13 protein-coding genes are annotated in these 17,152 nt (G+C 46.8%); all 13 read left to right on the forward strand.

Going from position 1 to position 17,152, the window contains the following annotated elements; all coding sequences use genetic code 11:
- The first annotated feature begins 121 nt into the window (after positions 1-121).
- Positions 122-3,811 carry an Ig-like domain-containing protein gene (locus tag GCU39_RS27340; protein WP_193726652.1) on the forward strand — a complete coding sequence of 1,230 codons (3,690 nt, stop codon included), beginning with the start codon at positions 122-124 and terminating at the stop codon, positions 3,809-3,811.
- Between the two features lie 209 nt (positions 3,812-4,020).
- Complete coding sequence (locus GCU39_RS27345) at positions 4,021-6,753, forward strand: phosphodiester glycosidase family protein (RefSeq protein WP_152396359.1); 2,733 nt, start codon at positions 4,021-4,023, stop codon at positions 6,751-6,753.
- A 108-nt stretch (positions 6,754-6,861) separates the two neighbouring features.
- The gene (locus GCU39_RS27350; protein WP_152397462.1) at positions 6,862-8,007 is read left to right on the forward strand and encodes a sensor histidine kinase; all 1,146 of its coding nucleotides are present in this window, start codon (positions 6,862-6,864) and stop codon (positions 8,005-8,007) included.
- The gene (locus tag GCU39_RS27355; RefSeq protein ID WP_152396360.1) at positions 7,973-8,701 is read left to right on the forward strand and encodes a response regulator; all 729 of its coding nucleotides are present in this window, start codon (positions 7,973-7,975) and stop codon (positions 8,699-8,701) included. The genes GCU39_RS27350 and GCU39_RS27355 overlap by 35 nt, the downstream gene beginning before the upstream one ends.
- A 164-nt stretch (positions 8,702-8,865) precedes the next feature.
- Positions 8,866-9,273: a hypothetical protein gene (locus tag GCU39_RS27360; protein WP_152396361.1), complete on the forward strand. Its 408-nt coding sequence runs from the start codon at positions 8,866-8,868 to the stop codon at positions 9,271-9,273.
- A 216-nt stretch (positions 9,274-9,489) separates the two neighbouring features.
- Positions 9,490-11,586: an ATP-dependent helicase ComFA gene (locus GCU39_RS27365; RefSeq protein ID WP_152396362.1), complete on the forward strand. Its 2,097-nt coding sequence runs from the start codon at positions 9,490-9,492 to the stop codon at positions 11,584-11,586.
- Positions 11,587-11,939: 353 nt separating this feature from the next.
- Positions 11,940-12,440, forward strand: coding sequence for a ComF family protein (locus GCU39_RS27370; RefSeq protein ID WP_152396363.1), 501 nt, complete (start codon positions 11,940-11,942; stop codon positions 12,438-12,440).
- Positions 12,441-12,557: 117 nt separating this feature from the next.
- Complete coding sequence (locus GCU39_RS27375; RefSeq protein WP_152396364.1) at positions 12,558-12,977, forward strand: TIGR03826 family flagellar region protein; 420 nt, start codon at positions 12,558-12,560, stop codon at positions 12,975-12,977.
- Positions 12,978-13,196: 219 nt separating this feature from the next.
- Positions 13,197-13,469: a flagellar biosynthesis anti-sigma factor FlgM gene (gene flgM / locus GCU39_RS27380; protein WP_152396365.1), complete on the forward strand. Its 273-nt coding sequence runs from the start codon at positions 13,197-13,199 to the stop codon at positions 13,467-13,469.
- Between the two features lie 53 nt (positions 13,470-13,522).
- Positions 13,523-14,008 carry a flagellar protein FlgN gene (locus GCU39_RS27385; RefSeq protein ID WP_227793359.1) on the forward strand — a complete coding sequence of 162 codons (486 nt, stop codon included), beginning with the start codon at positions 13,523-13,525 and terminating at the stop codon, positions 14,006-14,008.
- Between the two features lie 31 nt (positions 14,009-14,039).
- The gene (gene flgK, locus GCU39_RS27390; RefSeq protein WP_152396367.1) at positions 14,040-15,593 is read left to right on the forward strand and encodes a flagellar hook-associated protein FlgK; all 1,554 of its coding nucleotides are present in this window, start codon (positions 14,040-14,042) and stop codon (positions 15,591-15,593) included.
- A gap of 45 nt (positions 15,594-15,638) precedes the next feature.
- On the forward strand, positions 15,639-16,526 hold the full coding sequence (gene flgL, locus GCU39_RS27395) for a flagellar hook-associated protein FlgL (RefSeq protein WP_152396368.1): 888 nt from the start codon (positions 15,639-15,641) through the stop codon (positions 16,524-16,526).
- A gap of 20 nt (positions 16,527-16,546) precedes the next feature.
- The gene (locus tag GCU39_RS27400; RefSeq protein ID WP_152396369.1) at positions 16,547-17,122 is read left to right on the forward strand and encodes a DUF6470 family protein; all 576 of its coding nucleotides are present in this window, start codon (positions 16,547-16,549) and stop codon (positions 17,120-17,122) included.
- The last annotated feature ends 30 nt before the right edge of the window (positions 17,123-17,152 follow it).

A 17,152-nucleotide genomic window follows, 5' to 3' on the forward strand; every position in this document is an offset into this window, starting at 1 on the left:
AACAGAAAATGGGACTGTTTTACTTCAATCATCATGCGACAATTGTTGCGTGATCCATGGGAGAATACATAGGGGAGCGGATAGAATGAAAAGGAAAGTATCTTTATGGGTAGTGTGTATTTTGGTAATCCAACTGGTTATTGGACTGCTACCTGTGTCGGCGGCGGGTACGCAGACTAAGGCAAGCAGCAAATCTGCTGTCAAAGTAGCCAGTGTCACGGATGTGGTGTATACGGCTCCAAAAGTTTTAATAACGACGCCTGCGTATAATGCGACAGAAGTGAGTATTAATGCTCGATTGGACATCATATTCGATCAACCCGTGATCAAGGGATCAGGGTATATTTCGATTATGGATCAATCGACGAACAGCGAATACCAGAAGATTGATGTTACTTCAAGCTCGGTAAGCGTGAGTGGCAGCTCTGTGTTTGTCACGAGCAAAACGTTAGCGGTAAATAAAAGATATTACGTGACGATTGATCCGGGTGCAATTCAAAATACAATCGATGGCGGAAATTTGCCATTCGGAGGTTTATCTGGTACTGCGTGGTCTTTTAGCACGGTGAGATCCTCGGATACCTCAGCACCTTACGTAACGAGTTACTCTCCGTCAAATGGGGCGAACATTGCAGCGGCTTCTTCTTTGTCATTAACTTTTAATAAAATTGTCTTCCCAGGGAGCGGCAATATTCAGATTTTCACCTCCGGCAATCAACTGGTAGACACGATCCCTGTGAACTCTACCCGTGTCACAGGCGGAGGGACAAGTGTCATCTCGATAATTCCGTCGAGCGGCGCCTTGAGCACGAATACGAGTTACTACGTGAAGATCGATGCCGGTGCATTTGCCGATCAGTATTATAATCCATATGCAGGGATTTCAAGTACATCCACGTGGACGTTCCGCGTGACTACCGATACGACCAAACCGTATGTGGTGAGTCAGACGCCTTCCGACGGTTCAACGAATGTAGCAATTAGCGCTACGATTTCAGTAACATTTAGTAAAGAGGTACAATTAAATACTACCTCGATATCGCTTCGTCCACTGTATGCGAACACAAGTGCAATTACTGGCCGCACCTCACTAAGCTCAGATCGACGTACGGTAAATATTACACCTCAGTCTAATATGGCGTTCAGCACGACTTATGCTATTGACATCCCAAGTGATTTTGTGAGGGACTTGGCAGGAAACTCAAACGATGCGAGATCGGGAAACAGTTATTGGACATTTACGACGACTATTCAAGATAATACGCCACCAGTAATGCAATCAATTAAAATGTATAACAATAATGCGATTGTACTTCAGTATAATGAGTACTTAGATCAGAATTCAGTGCCGTACACATCCAATTTTACTGTTAGTGTAAACGATGAGAATCGCGGCGTGTCCAGTGTGAGTGTGAGCGGAGATCGCGTTTATGTTTATTTGCAGAGCGGGGTAGCAGTAGGGCAACTCGTCAAAATCACATATACACCAGGTGTGCGACCAATACAAGATTTAGCTAGAAATCGGGCGAGCAGCTTATATAATCAAGTTGTACAGAATACAGTCGAAACGACATTGCCAAAGGTTACAAGTGGATACATTTCAGGCCGTACAGTAAATCTGACATTCAGTGACTCTGTATACAATCTATCATCTAATGCTTACACACAATTTACAGTAACAGCGAATGGCAGTACAAAGAGCATTAGTAGCAATACAACCTACAATAGTACTAGCATAAGTTTGACACTCGATAGTTCCGTAAGTAATGGCGATGTTGTCAAAGTGAGTTATACGCCGGGCTCCTATCCATTAAAGAGCTATTATGGTACGCCGATGAGCTCATTTACAGATTTCTACATTCGTAATTATAATGACAACGTAGCACCGGTGCTGGAATCGACAAGCGTAAGTGGTAGCAAGTTGGTTCTGACCTATAATGAAGGTATGGATAGCTCTTATATCCCAATGAAGAGCCACTTCTCTGTCTTGGTGGATGATAAGCCACGTTATGTAACAGCGATTAGTATTAATCAAAATATTGTAGAACTGACGTTAGCATCCAGCGTGACGAACGGGCAAGCTGTTACGGTATCCTACGCACCAGGAGATCCTAGGCTTCGAGACTTGAACAGTAACTATGCACCCGCATTCAACCTTGTGAAGGTGGGTATTTCGCTGGATACGGATGTTCCATATGTAAAGACAGCAACCGTAAGTGGGGATACACTGACCTTAAATTTATCTGAGAAGGTAACAACGGCTTCGAGCTTAGGCTCCTCGCAATTCTCCGTGAAGGTAAATAATACGAACGTAAGCCTTCAATCTGTCGTTCTGAATAGCGCCGGGGATACAATTTCGATTAACTTGGTAACATCAGTTACAGCGGGACAGAACGTGACTGTAAGTTATACGCCAGGGAGTTACCCACTGAAGAATAGCAAGGGAAACGAAATGAAGGCATTTACGAATACAACGGTTACGAATCAGACCGGTTCCTCTACATCTGGATCTAATCTGCTCACGACGGAACAAAGCTATAATCCGGTAGCAACAGGGCTTAATATTCTAAAAACAGAGAATGCAAAGACGAGTTCTGACCGTTCTCGCTTAGGGAAGACGATTAATCGTTATTCCATTGATAAAGATAAGCTTAAAGAGGCATTTATCTACGTGATCTCGCAAGATCGCTCCTTGAATAAGATGGTTACATTTGATGTGCCTGCAACGGAACGTGCGGCGTCGGTGCTCATTCCACTTCAGGCGTTAGAGGAAGTATTCGTTCAGAACAAAAATACGTATATGTCTATCCGTCATGGTGACATGATGTATATCATGCCTCTAAGTAACCTAAAGTTTGGTGATGTCACAAGAGAGTTTGGGACATCGTCTGGCAATATCTCATTATTACTTCAGTTTGAGAAGCAAGAAACGACAGGAATGATTCCTTTAATTTCTGAATTAGGTAGAAATGGAGCTCAGGCAGTTACTGATCCATATGATTTCAGAATATCTGGCTTGGTGACCACACCGACACCGAAGGTGTTGGACTTACAAATCTTAATGCAACATACAATGAAAGTGAAGCAACAAATTAATCAAGATCAAACATCGACGGTTCGTTATGATTTAAGTGCGGGCAATTTAAGTTATGTCCCCACTATCTTCGGAAAAGATACGTCAGCGGCCTACGTTACCTTTACCGGGCCAAGTAACGACATGTACCGAATCGTAAGTAATAATGCGTACTACGCGGATGTGCAGACCCATTGGGCAAAAGCGGATATTAATCAGCTCGCTTCGAAGTTCGTCGTAGAAGGACGTTCGAATACGGCGTTTGTGCCGAATGCAGCGATTACGCGTGCGGAGTTTGCTGTATTCGTCGCGAGAGCGCTTGGATTGTCTGGCGATAAAGCATCAGCTGCAAGATTTAAGGATGTATCGACCAATACGACGGTCGGTGCCTATATCGGCGCTGCGTCGAAGGCAGGTATCATTCAAGGGAACACGGACGGTACATTCAAGCCGAACAACTTGATTACACGTGAACAAATGGCGCTGATGGTTGTTCGTGCGATGGATCATGTGGGCAAGGGAGTTGTACTCGACACGGATTCAAGTACACTTCTGAAGAAGTTTACGGACCGCGGGAAAATTAATAAGAGTGCTCAGGTTTCCGTAGCGAAGGCGCTGCAATCGGAGATTATTGCCGGGATGACGGCGACAACGTTCAATCCGCAAGGCAATGCAACGCGAGCTCAAGCCGTCGTTATGTTGAAGCGCATGATGCAATCAATCCAATATTTGAACTAAGTAAAACAATGAAATAGAGCTAGAAAGAAAACCGCCGAGAGAGATTTCGGCGGTTTTTTTGGGCTATTTGGCTCATTTCCTAGGAAATGACGTAACTTTTTGGCGAAAAAAGAGTCTATTATATAGAGTGAAACTCGAAATAGAAGATTTTATCTAATGATAGTAGATGATTTCGACAGACCCTGGGATGAATAGGAGAGCTACGAGACATGATGCAGAAAAGCAGTGACACGGTACGCCGTGGCGTATACGTGATTGGGAGGAAAGTGTTTATACTAACGGTTGCGGGTGTATTGCTCTTGCAGCCTATTTGGGCGGACAGCAGTGTATATGGGGCGGCCGCTAATTCTAGTAATAGCGGGATATCAACAACAAGTAAGAAAATTAACGATCATATCGTGCAAGTTCAGTCCGGTATGATTACTGCTGGCGCGAAGATGGTTGAATATCAATGGTCTGGAACACGTTCGAAAAAGAACGTAACCGCAAAAGTGAATGTGATCGAAGTGGATCTAACGAATCCCAATGTCAAAATGGACGTGATGACAGGTCAAAACGGACAATTTACAACGACGCAATCGGTCGGCGGCATGGCGAAGGAGACTGGCGCGGTTGCAGGGGTAAACGGTGACTACTTCCAGACGGCTACGGGCAAAGATCGCGCACCGCTTGGTGCACAGGTTGCAAATAATGAATTTATGTCGAGTCCGTCGCAATTGAGCGGGATGTATGCTTTTGCGTTGACAGCGAACAGGGAACCCGTCATTGACCTATTTACCTTCGAAGGGCAAGTAACGGCTCCAGACGGCACAACGTTCCCGCTCGCTGGGATCAACAAGGCAAGTTACATGACGGAGCCGAATAACGCATACAGTCATGTGAATGCGATGTATGTATATACAAGTGCTTGGAAGTCGCTAACCCGTCCAGCGGAATCTGCAACGACGCCGACAGAAGTGCTCGTGCAGAATGGCGTCGTCATGCAAATCTCGGAAGGCACGCGTTTGGAAATGCCGGTACCAGGAGATGGATATATTCTGCGTACGCATGGACAAGCTGCTAACTTCATTCGTGAGCATGTGCAAGTTGGCCAACAGCTGCAGGTGAATTATAACCTCGTTGCGGCATCCAGCGGACAAAAAGTAGATCCAAACTCGCTTCAGATGATGATCGGCGGACACACACTACTCGTTGAGAACGGGAAACCATCCACGTTTTCGCGAAATACAAATTCAATTAGTGGCAGTAGCGCTCGCGCGCGGACAGCAGTTGGATATTCGCAGGACAAAAAGACGGCTTATGTCGTGACGGTTCAAGACAATGGCACAAGCTCTGGTATGACACTTAAGGAACTGCAAAGCTTCATGCAAGATATTGGCATCTGGAAAGCTGTGAATTTAGATGGTGGCGGTTCAACAACGATGGTATCTAGACCTCTTGGGGAGACAGATACGTCACTCACGTTCGATACCGAATACGGTAAGACGCAACGGGGAGTGGTGAACGGTCTTGGGATCTATACGACGGCACCTAAAGGCGAACTGAAAGGTCTAATGGTGAGTGGACAGAACACGCTGTTCGTCGGACAAGAGACGACGTATGCCCTTAAAGGCTATGACACGTATTACAACCCGTATGATACATCGAGTCTTGCTGTGAACTGGAGCGCTTCATCGGAAGCAATGAAGTGGACAGGTCAGAACTTCAAAGCGATGAAATCCGGAAAGACGGAAGTGATTGCGAAGTCCCAGAATGCGAAGACCAGCATGAACGTTGAAGTAATCGGTGGAAATCAGCTGGCAGAAATGAATCTAAGTAACAATATGGGCGCTCTGGAGGCAGGTGCTCAGAACGCAACAGATATTACTGTTAAATTAATCGATGGCCGTACGTTGTCTCTTCCTGCAGAATCTGTGAAATGGGAGTTTATTGGATTCAAGGGTTCCGTCCAAGGCAACACGATTACCGTGAGTGAAGTCAATCCAGATGCTCAAATCGGATATGCGATTGCGCGATACGATGGTTTCAGTACAGTCATGACGATGCAATCCGGTATGACCCAAATGTGGGAAGATTTCGAGAATGTGAAGTATCCGATTCAGTTCACAGGCTCTCCAGCCGAAGTGCAAGGAAGCGCAGCGGTGGTGACAGGTGTGACTGGTCGCGAGAAGTCCAAAGTGCTTGATTTGCAATACGATATGACGAAAGCTACCGGTAAACTATATGCTTACGCAGAATTGAACGGTAAGAACGGTAAGGCGCTAGATATCACCCCAACCTCGATGAGTATTGATGTCATGGGTGATAGTAGTCTGAATTGGCTGCGCGCAGAATTTGTGGATGCGAATAATCAATCGATCTATGTGGACCTTGCCAAAGCCATCGACTGGTCAGGCTGGAAGACGCTCAATATCGACCTTAGTGCACAGAAGCTTAACAGTGCAATGAAGCTGAAGCGGGTATATGTCGTAAACGTGCCGGAAGGACAAGATGAGCGCCAGCTAACGGGCGAGGTTGCTTTTGACAACATTCAATTCAAGGGGGCTGCATCGGGGAACTCTCTTACGCTGCCGAAGCCAGCCGTTGTCCTCAAAGTGAACGATACGACAGCAGTTGTGGACGGGAAGAACAAGAAGATCGAAGTCGCACCGATTGTACGGGATAACGTAACCTATGTACCGGTAAAAGTGATTCTCGATGAATTCGGCGGAAGCGCACGTTGGGAATCTGCAATCAAAAAGGTCATGGTGCTGCGCGCAGATCGGATGATGGAACTATGGGTGGGCCAAAAGGATTATATTGCTAACGGAAAACGCAATACTTCGGAAGTGTCGCCAATCATCTATAAAAATCGTACCTATGTCCCATTACGTCTCGTGTCGGAGCAAATTGGTCTTAAAGTCGACTGGGATGGCAAAAACAAGTCCATTACATTGCAATGATGTGGTATGATACTATTAGCTTCTCGGACATTGTGATAGAAATGGAGTAGATCTCTTGTGGAGCAAGTAGATGTGATCGATCGTGTCATAAAGAATGCGATAAGCGTCATGGAAAGCAGCAAATATCAAATCTTTGAAATTCTCGATAACTCGCGTTCAGAGATGCGTTCGCTCAATCAAGAGCTTCAACATGTCATGAAGGAAGCAGGGGAGACCGTGGATCGGGTTGATATTCTTGAACGAGATTATCGACTGGCGCGAATTCGCCTGACGGAAGTTAGCCGCGACTTTGTACGGTATACGGAGGCCGATATTAAAGCCGCATATGAGAAAGCAACACAGATACAACTCGATCTCATGATTTTTCGCGAAAAAGAAATATATCTCCGCGCTCGCCGCGATGATCTGCAGAAACGGGTACGCAATGTAGAGAAATCGATCGAGCGGGCCGAAACTATAGGTTCTCAAATGAATGTAGTCCTGGAATATTTATCGGGTGATCTTAATCAGGTCACCCGTATTCTCGAATCAGCGAAGAACCGTCAGCTCATCGGGCTCAAGATTATTGTGGCGCAAGAGGAAGAGCGAAAGCGGATCGCTAGAGAAATTCATGACGGCCCTGCGCAGTCACTGGCAAATCTAGTGCTTAGGACGGAAATTGTCGAAAGAATGATGCATAAGCAGGATTTTAACCAGGTATTGGACGAAATAGTAGATTTGAAATCACAAATCCGTGCCGGTCTGGAAGAGATTCGTAAAGTGATCTTTAACCTGCGGCCGATGGCCCTGGACGATTTAGGACTTATTCCGACGCTGCGTAAATTTGTACATGATTTTGAGGAGAAGACTCGCATCCGAACGACCTTTGAAGTAAGAGGGAAAGAGCTTCGTCTAAATTCAGGAATGGAAGCTGCCATATTCCGATTGGTTCAAGAAGCATTTACGAACACGATGAAACACGCTCACGCTTCTTACGTTTCGCTTGATATTACATTCCAAACCCAAATGGTTAAGCTGGTGATCCAAGACAATGGTCAAGGATTTAATAAAGATTTATTGTCGGAGAAGCAGAAGAAGCATACGCATTTTGGCCTGATTGGGATGCAAGAGAGAGTTGAATTACTAGAAGGGAGGATGGAAGTCGAATCCACCGAAAATGTGGGGACGAAGATCATATTCGTTATTCCTACGAATGCTAACAGTAGAGAGGAGTTGCAGGATGGATACGAAAACAACGGGTACGGGAAAAATTAAAATTTTATTAGCTGATGATCATCAGCTTTTTCGTGAAGGTCTTAAACGAATTCTGAACATGGAAGATGACCTTGAGGTGATCGGCGAATGTGGGGACGGTATTCAAGTCCTGGAATTCTGTAATCATACCAAACCTGAAGTCGTACTCATGGATATCAACATGCCGATTGAAAATGGCGTCGTTGCTACCGAAAGATTACGCGAGATGTTCCCTGATATTAAAGTGTTGATTCTATCGATTCATGATGATGAGAGTTACGTGTTCGAGACGCTTCGTAAAGGTGCTTCCGGTTACTTGCTTAAGGATATGGAAGCTGAAGCACTGATCACAGCGATACGCTCTGTCATTATCGGTCATGCTTATATTCACCCGAAAGTGACGGGAAAGTTGATCCAGCAATTACGCCGGATGACGTACTTGGACGAAATCGGTGTGATGAGCGACGGGAATGATGTTGCTCGTGAAGCTGGGGTTAAATTCATGGCATCGGATGATCATCCTTTGACACGTCGTGAGGCCGAAGTGCTTCGCTTAATGGCAGAGGGCAAGAGCAATAAGATGATTGGTGAATACCTCTTTATTAGTGAAAAGACAGTAAAAAACCATGTGAGCAGCATTCTGCAGAAAATGGAAGTGGATGATCGTACACAAGCGGTGATTAACTCCATTAAACAGGGTTGGGTAACGCTGTAAAAGCAGGATTTCTTCGATGAACATTTCGGGGATCCGATGAGTGATTCGAGGTACATAGAACGATCCGACGAAAAGAAGAACGTTGGCAGCACGAAGATGAGTTCTTGTCCGAAGAACCGGCTTCTTCCATAGCGCATATAGTGTACTATGGGAGGTGAGCCTCGATGTTACTAACGTTGGGTCTGATTCTGGCATGTTATGCTGCGGCTATCGCAGCGGTCCATGCTATACTTCATTGGCACAAGAAACGTGGTCTCGATACGGCGGGACGAGAACTGGAATATGTACTGGTTACCAAGCAAAATCAACTGCAGATTGAATGGGTCATTAGAGCGCTCATGATGTATGCAGGACTACGTGGGGCAAGGCTTCGGTTAACGATCATTGATGATCATTCAACCGATTTAACGATACCGATCGTACAACGCTTAACGTTGGATCGAAGTGTTGATGTATGGATTGTTGATGCATCGGGATGGGATCCAGTTGCTGTCATGCAGCATATGCGTCATCCGATTCGCATTCGATTGAATGAAGCGGAAGATTGGGCGAAAATTCCCTTTGTTGGATGATACTGGTAAACGGTTACAATGATAATGTTCATATCGTTGATGATTAAGGTTGTAAAATAGCAATGAGTGTGAAGCACACCTCATTCAGCGAAAGCTGAGGGGGTGTGCTTTTTTCGTGTTCCAAGGACAGGGCGAGATACGGGGGAGGGGGACAGATTAGTAAAGAGGAAAGTCGATCGAACGTAAAAATATGACGTGGCAAGGAGGAAATAAGATATGCGAGTTTATGTGTATACCGTACAAGTCAGAGATAAGTGGGTCTGTCGATTGACGCTGGATTGGCGCGTGGATGTGAGGTATTGGTTCGGTGGGGAGGTTGTGGGAGATGAAACGATTGGATATAGGGGTGATGAGGGATTCGGATTCTATGGTGAGCAGCGTAATGAGAATGTTATGAGAGGTAGTGGTGAATATGGGGGTGCACAACCTGCTGAGGAAATAAGGATGACTGCATCGCCAATCCCGCTTGGACTAGCAGCATACATTACGGATCAATGGAGGACAGGACCATTGGAAACAAAGCGCTTGATTCAATTGTTGCAAGAAGTGGAGCCTCGGGTGATGGAATGGATTTCACCAAGGGATTTGCAAGTTATCCAGATGAAGAGGGAGGATGTCGGTCGGGGGCAAGGGATAGGGAAGGGAATATGGTGGGGAGAGGAAAATCGAAATGAAGAAGGAATGGACGGGAACGGAAAACGAAGCGTTCACGGAAGCGATGGGATGGAGGTAGAAGGGATTTGTCATGGTGATCTGTGGCATGACGAGAGATGGAGCGGCCTGAAGCGGGATGCCATACGCATGGCTGTGGGAATTCAGGGGCGTTCGTTGCTCACACATGAACTGCAAGATCTCCTTGCATCTAACGGATTGAAGGATGCAGGGCAGTATTGGCGTACGCTGGCACAGCTCGCGTATGTACAAGGTCTGGCGGAGCTGCGGAGTGGACTAGCTGTCCACGAAGCGCGGCGCCGTTTCCCGCTGTTGCGCCGCCAGCGGGAGCTTCGCTGCCTGCGCTGCGGCAGCCGCGCAGGCTCGCACCGCCGCACGGCATGCGCCACGTGCGGCAGCCCTGGCTGCGCCTATTGCGAGGCCTGCCTCGCGATGGGGCGCAGCCGGGCTTGCGCGCTGCTGCTGCATGGCACCGCAGCAGCAGCGCGCTTTGTGGCCGCGGCGGGCCTTGCCCGCGCCGCTGGCCGCGCGCACGCCACCGAGCCTGGGGCGCGGTGGCGGCTCAGCGAAGCGCAGCACGACGCTTCGCGTGCTGCGCTTCGCTTCCTGCAGCAGCCGTGCGACACTGCAGGCAAGGGCGTGCCGTCTTTCCTGCTGTGGGCCGTGACTGGCGCAGGAAAGACGGAAATGATCTTCCCGCTCATCGCTCATGCGCTCGAGCGGGAACAACGCGTGCTCATCGCGACGCCGCGGCGCGATGTCGTGTTAGAGCTTGCGCCGCGGATCGCGCAAGCTTTTCCGGACAGCCGTCTCGCCACGCTCTACGGCGGAAGTCCGGATCGCTGGATGGCAGCAGAGATTACGCTCTCGACGACACATCAGCTGATGCGCTTCTACCACATGTTCGATCTCGTGATCATCGATGAACTCGATGCGTTCCCTTATCATAACAACGAGCAGCTTCAATATGCAGCGAGGAAGGCGTGCAAACCGGATGGCAGATTCATTTTCCTATCGGCAACGCCGCCCGATGCTATGCAGCGGGATGTACGTCGCGGGAAGCTGCCTCATGCCAAAGTTCCCGTGAGGTTCCATCGGCATCCGTTGCCCGTACCGAAACGCTTAACGCTGCAACCGCTCCGACAAGCTTTGGATCGTGGTGCTTTACCCATCCCGCTCGTTAGATCCTTGACCTATTCCATCGATCGAGGGGCCCAAGTGTTTATTTTCATCACTCGAATCAAGCAGGTCGAGCCATTTGTCCATCTACTTCGTCATCATTTCCCGAATTTGCCGGTTGAGGGCACTTCTTCTGAGGATGCGGACCGCGCAGAGAAAGTCATTCGTTTTCGTCAGCGCGACAGCCGAATGCTCGTAACGACGACCATTTTGGAACGTGGCGTGACCATTCCAAAGAGTGATGTCTTTATTCTGGATGCAGACAGCGCCTTGTTCGACTCTGCTTCTTTAGTTCAGATGGCGGGTAGAGCAGGGAGATCGCTCGAAGATCCTGCAGGACACGTGACGTTCTGCGCTTCCGTATGGAATCGGGCGCAGCAGCATGCGGTTCGGCAGATCACATCCATGAACCGAATTGCAAGGCAGCAGGGCTATCTGAAGTCCACAATAGATGGGAGGTAGTGAGTATGAAGTTGTTGAACTGGTTCCGAGCGCTGCCATCATTGCTTGCTCCAAGCATTTCTATCTGTTTGGCATGTAATCGAGCCATACATCGCTCTCATCAGAGTCACACGATTCAGGGTGCACCACATGCAGAACTCGTATCACGAGCCATACATCAACGCAGAACTCCGAATCCTTTCCATGCGTTGTGTGATGCATGTTTGCACACCATTCCATGGATCCAGGCCATCCGATGTCCTGTATGCGGGCGTGCAATTGGATGTCCGGATTGCGGCCGCCGTGGCACCAATCGCACCTATTTTCAACAAAATCGAAGTGCAGTCTCTTACAGTCCTCAGATGAGGGAATGGTTGGCTACCTATAAATACCGGGGTGATGAACGTTACCTGCATCTGCTTGGCTCCATGTTATTATCCGCTTACTATCAGCTATGTAGTGAACGTTATGGAAGTGGCGCGCCAGCCCGGTTTGACTGTATCACGTATGTCCCTGTCAGCCCATCCCGGTTGCAGGAACGGGGGTTCAATCAGGCAGAGCAATTTGCCCGCATTCTACATATGTTCACCGGTATTCCGGTTCTTCCACTGCTTCAACGCAACCGTCATACCCTTAAGCAGAGCATGAAATCCCGTGGGGACCGCATTGAAGATATGAAGGATGTATTTTCGCTTTCTTCCCAACTCAGCCCTGATCTACGATTCTTGTCCTCGAAGCCAATCCGCATCCTGCTGATTGATGATGTGTACACGACAGGAAGTACGGTGAATGCCTGCGCCAAAGCGTTAGGAGGGCTACCCAATCATTTGGAGACTAGTATTTGCATTTCAAGTCTTACATGGGCGCGCTCATAGGAATCTATAAAGGTTTGAAGGGGAAATGACGATAATAATAGTAATAGTAAAACTGCCCAATAATTTGATAAAATAGGTATATTGTAGGTAGGATTGCAATGAAGGGAAGGTTCGCCCATGAATGTAGAAAATTGCCCGCGCTGTGGCAGAATTTTTGCCAAAGGGATTCGAGATATTTGCCCGAACTGTTATCGGGATATTGAAGATGAATATGAGATTTGCGTCAAATATTTGCGCGAAAATAAAGAAGCAACGATGCAGGTGCTCTCGGAAGAGACAGGCGTATCTGTTACGCAGATTACGAAGTTCCTTCGCGAAGGCCGGATCTCCATGAAAAATGCACCGAATATGTCCTATCCTTGTGAGTCATGTAGTACACCAATTCGTGAGGGACATCTGTGTGACACATGTCGGAGTCGACTTACACGGGATATTAAGCACTTATCCGAGGATGAGCGGAGAAGAGAGCAACAGCAGCATCAGAATAAAGACGTACATGCTTATCGCGTAGTTGACCGTTTCAGAGATCGCGAATAGATAGGAACCAGACATCAACGAAGAGCCGCGGAGGGAATTTGACCGCTGCTTTTTTTCTGCTAAGGCGATCTTTTTGCTCGATAGCATGATCGAAGTCCTAGTGCGTCTTACTATGGAGCCCTCATGTTTTCGTCGAATATTCTATAAAATAATGTAAACCCATGACCGATAAATAGTATAACAAGAGAACGGTTGAACGTTAGAAGGAGGTAAGCCATTATGAAAATTAATGAGTCTCAACGAATCAGTGCGATAAATCAATATCAGCGCAATACGGAAGCACGAGGCGGTAACATGAATAAGAAAGCACGCCAATTGGATGAGGTATCGATATCCCCTGAAGCGAAGGAAATGCTGGATGCACAGTCCCGTGTCACGGATCCTGAACATGCCAAGCGCATTGCGGATTTGAAGCAAGCGGTAGCATCGGGAACGTACCATGTGGATGCGAATAAGATTGCAGAGAAGCTGCTGCCTTATTTTCGCAAGTAAGTAGCAACTAGAACGAAGAAGGAATGTGGTGAACGAAATTGGCGATTCAGACTTTGATCGATATCTTAGAAGAAATGAATGCGCAGCATACGCTGATGCTGGAGCTTGCCGAACGGAAGAAGCAAGTGATTATCCAGGATGATGTGGAGGAGCTAACGCGAATCGTCAATAAGGAAACGAAGTTCATTAAAGGCATTGTTGAGCTCGACAATGCGCGCCAACAGGCCGTATATGAATTTTTGCATGAAAAAGGGATCAAATCCAACTTGAATCTCAATGTAACCGAACTGCTGCGGATGGTGTTCCACCCGGAAGAAAAGCGAAGATTGATGGATGTGCAGCAACGACTGACCACTACGATGCTTGCGCTCAAGCAGGCGAATACACTCAACCAACAATTGATAGAACAATCATTGACGATCGTGAACTATACGCTCGACTTGGTAACAGGGGGCCCGGAGGACGAGGTCGTGTATCAACATCCGGGTCATCCGGGGTACTCCCCGAAGCGTAAAGGGATTTTCGACTCAAGGATTTAACGATATAAGGAAGATATGAAGGAGGGAAATTATGGCTTCAACATTTCATGGAATCGAGACGAGTAAACGTGCTTTGTCCACACAGATGGCTCTGATGCAGACAATGGGTCACAACGTCGCGAATGCGAACACAGACGGGTATTCTAGACAGCGGGTTAATATTTCCGCATCGCGGCCTATTGAGGCACTTGGATTTACGAAAAGTAACGCAGCAGGTCAGTTGGGGACAGGGGTACAATATGATAGCATTACTCGAGTTCGTGACAAGTTTCTAGATGACCAATTTCGTAATGAGAGCAAAGACTTTGGTAGCTGGAGCGTACAATCTGATACATTGAATAAGCTTGAAGGAATCATTAACGAGCCTTCGGATACTGGAATTCGTACGGTGTTGGATAATTTCTGGAAAGCTTGGTCAGATTTAAGTCAGAATCCTGAGAACGTAACTGGACGGAAAGTTGTTCGTGAGAGTGCAATGGCATTGGCAGATGCCTTTAACTATACGGATAAAAAACTAAGTGATCTCAGTGCAGACCTTACGAGTAATATTGATGCGAAAGCGAATCAGATCAACTCGTTAACAACAGCAATCGCGAGACTGAATGATGTTATTTATCGGCAAGAAGGATTGGGGGATGACGCCAATGATTGGCGTGATCAACGCGATCTATTAACGGACCAACTGTCTCAAATCGTCAATATTCAGGTCACGGATACGCCTCAAGGCTATACAATTAATATGGGAAGCACTAATTTAGTAACATTCGATACTGCTACAGAGACAACGGCAGATGCATTAACCAATGGCGTTGGCTCCGGTGATATCAGTAGTGGCGAAGTATTCGGTATTGTGACGTCCCGTGATCGCCATGTGGCTGAGTATCGGAAGCAGTTAGATTCACTTGCGAACACCATCGCGAATGGTGAAGTACAGATTACAATACCGAAAGGTTCGGTTCTTCCTCCGGGTACGGTTTTAAATGGGACACCATATAATGGTGCACTGACTTCAGACATTACCGTCACGGTCCAAGGATTGAATGGTCTTCAGAAGTTGGGATATACATTGAATAGCCCACTGCAGACTGGAGTAGACTTCTTTACTTCTAAAGATGGTTCGCCGATCACGGCATCGAACTTTCAACTCAACAAGATTATTGCAGATGATCCTGGCAGGATCGCGACTTCTATGCGTTCTGAGACAACTGCAGCTGGCGAGGCTGTTGTCAAAGGGAATAACGTGCTCGCGTTGTTGACATCGCAATTAAAGGATACTTCGTTTAAGTTCGTGTCCACGGGCTCAGCTACGGTTGTTTCAAATGGAACTGTTGATGATTTCTTCCGTGCGGTTGTCGGTCAACTGGGGGTTCAAGCGAGTGAAGCAAGTCGCAATATGAATAACCAGAAATCTCTCGTTGATCATATTGCTTCGCAGAAAATGTCTGTCAGCGGCGTCTCGATTGATGAAGAAATGTCGAATATGATTATGTACCAGCACGCATATTCAGCAGCGGCAAGAGCGATGACAACATTTGATCAAGTACTGGACAAAGTCATTAACAACATGGGTATTGTTGGTAGATAGGGTATGAACCAGTATAAGTCTCATGGGGACTAAGGGGGATGGATTATGTCTATACGTGTTACGCAAGGAATGATGACGAACCAACTTATGCGTAATGTTACGAAGAACTATAACAATATGAATAAGTATCAAGAGAATTTATCCACGGGCCGAAAGATCAATAAACCTTCAGATGATCCTGTAGGGATTACATATGCGTTGCGTTATCGCAGTGAATTAACTATGAATGAGCAGTATCAGAAGAATATGGACTCGGCCAAATCCTTTGTTGAGCATACGGATACGATCATGGGCCAAATTAATGACGTATTACAGCGTGCAAGCGAACTTACTGTTAAAGGGGTTACGGGGACGAATCCCCAATCTGCATTAGATGCAATTAGTGCTGAGATGGGTGGGATATTTGACACGCTTCTAGTACTAGGCAATGACCAGATGAATGGAAAATTCATTTTTAACGGGCAAAAGACGGATCAAATGCCGTATTCCACAGGCGGAGAATCGACAGATACTCAAAAAGTAAATTTCCAATCTGCTGCAGGCGTCATCATTCCTATTAATATAACTGGGAATGAGGTGTTCGGAGAAAATACAGATCAGGATAATATGTTTACGATCATTAAATCCCTTCAGACGGCGTTTAAGAATGGAGATCAATCCACGGCGGTTAGTTTAATGGATAAGCTGCAGAGCAGAATGGATAAATTTCTCGATATGCGCTCTGAAGTCGGTGCCCGCTCGAATCGCATTGATCTGATGGACAGTCGGCTTAAGGACTTATCGCTGAACTTAACGGATTTAAGCTCAAAGACAGAAGATGCCGATATGGCAGAGACGATTATTAAGTTACAGTCTCAAGAAAGTATTTACCAAGCCTCATTATCCAGTGGAGCTAAAATTATACAACCGAGCTTGCTAGATTATCTACGCTAAGATAGATGAGGGGGAGCACGATGGAGCTTCAACGCTTATCGATTAGGCAAACTTTTGGCAAGATTGGGATAGAGACAGAAAATGCACAACAGACTCTCGAATCCCCGCGTGGGGAACTGTCGATCGAGACGAAACGTGCCGTTGTGGAAGGAAACTATGAACCGGGTGAGCTGACGATCGACTCATCCGCAGCATGGAGTGCGTTAGGTAAGGGATCACATATGCAATGGATGAACATGATTTATAGCCAAATGGATCAAATCGCTTTGCAAGCGATCGCCAAGCAGGTCGAGGATGGGCATCGCATGGGCATGATTACGAATAAGAAGAATGCTTTTGCGGATATTGGCAAGAAAGCTTCGCAAGAGACTTTGGGGCCGATTCAATATGTAGGCGAGGCATCGAATATGAATGTTAAGCTGAACTATGAACCGCGTCCGTATCAAGCTGAAGTGCAGCCAGCCGAGCTCCATATAAACTACACGCCGCAGAAGGTGCAGGCGCAATACCAAGCAGGTAAGGTAAATATCAATCTCGAACAACCTTTCACCATTAATATTCGTGTTTCGGATTATTCTTGGGACTGGGATTCATGATAACGAACGAGGCTATAGCGTTGCTATAGT

The sequence above is a fragment of the Paenibacillus guangzhouensis genome (assembly GCF_009363075.1).
GTDB classification, from domain to species: Bacteria; Bacillota; Bacilli; order Paenibacillales; family Paenibacillaceae; genus Paenibacillus_K; species Paenibacillus_K guangzhouensis.

Excerpts from the sequence above, each read along its gene's own strand:
- GCU39_RS27345 (WP_152396359.1), top strand. The coding sequence starts at position 4,021 with ATGATGCAGAAAAGCAGTGACACGGTACGCCGTGGCGTATACGTGATT.
- GCU39_RS27350 (WP_152397462.1), top strand. The coding sequence starts at position 6,862 with ATGGAAAGCAGCAAATATCAAATCTTTGAAATTCTCGATAACTCGCGT.
- GCU39_RS27355 (WP_152396360.1), top strand. The coding sequence starts at position 7,973 with ATGGATACGAAAACAACGGGTACGGGAAAAATTAAAATTTTATTAGCT.
- GCU39_RS27360 (WP_152396361.1), top strand. The coding sequence starts at position 8,866 with ATGTTACTAACGTTGGGTCTGATTCTGGCATGTTATGCTGCGGCTATC.
- GCU39_RS27365 (WP_152396362.1), top strand. The coding sequence starts at position 9,490 with ATGCGAGTTTATGTGTATACCGTACAAGTCAGAGATAAGTGGGTCTGT.
- GCU39_RS27375 (WP_152396364.1), top strand. The coding sequence starts at position 12,558 with ATGAATGTAGAAAATTGCCCGCGCTGTGGCAGAATTTTTGCCAAAGGG.
- flgM (WP_152396365.1), top strand. The coding sequence starts at position 13,197 with ATGAAAATTAATGAGTCTCAACGAATCAGTGCGATAAATCAATATCAG.
- flgK (WP_152396367.1), top strand. The coding sequence starts at position 14,040 with ATGGCTTCAACATTTCATGGAATCGAGACGAGTAAACGTGCTTTGTCC.
- flgL (WP_152396368.1), top strand. The coding sequence starts at position 15,639 with ATGTCTATACGTGTTACGCAAGGAATGATGACGAACCAACTTATGCGT.
- GCU39_RS27400 (WP_152396369.1), top strand. The coding sequence starts at position 16,547 with ATGGAGCTTCAACGCTTATCGATTAGGCAAACTTTTGGCAAGATTGGG.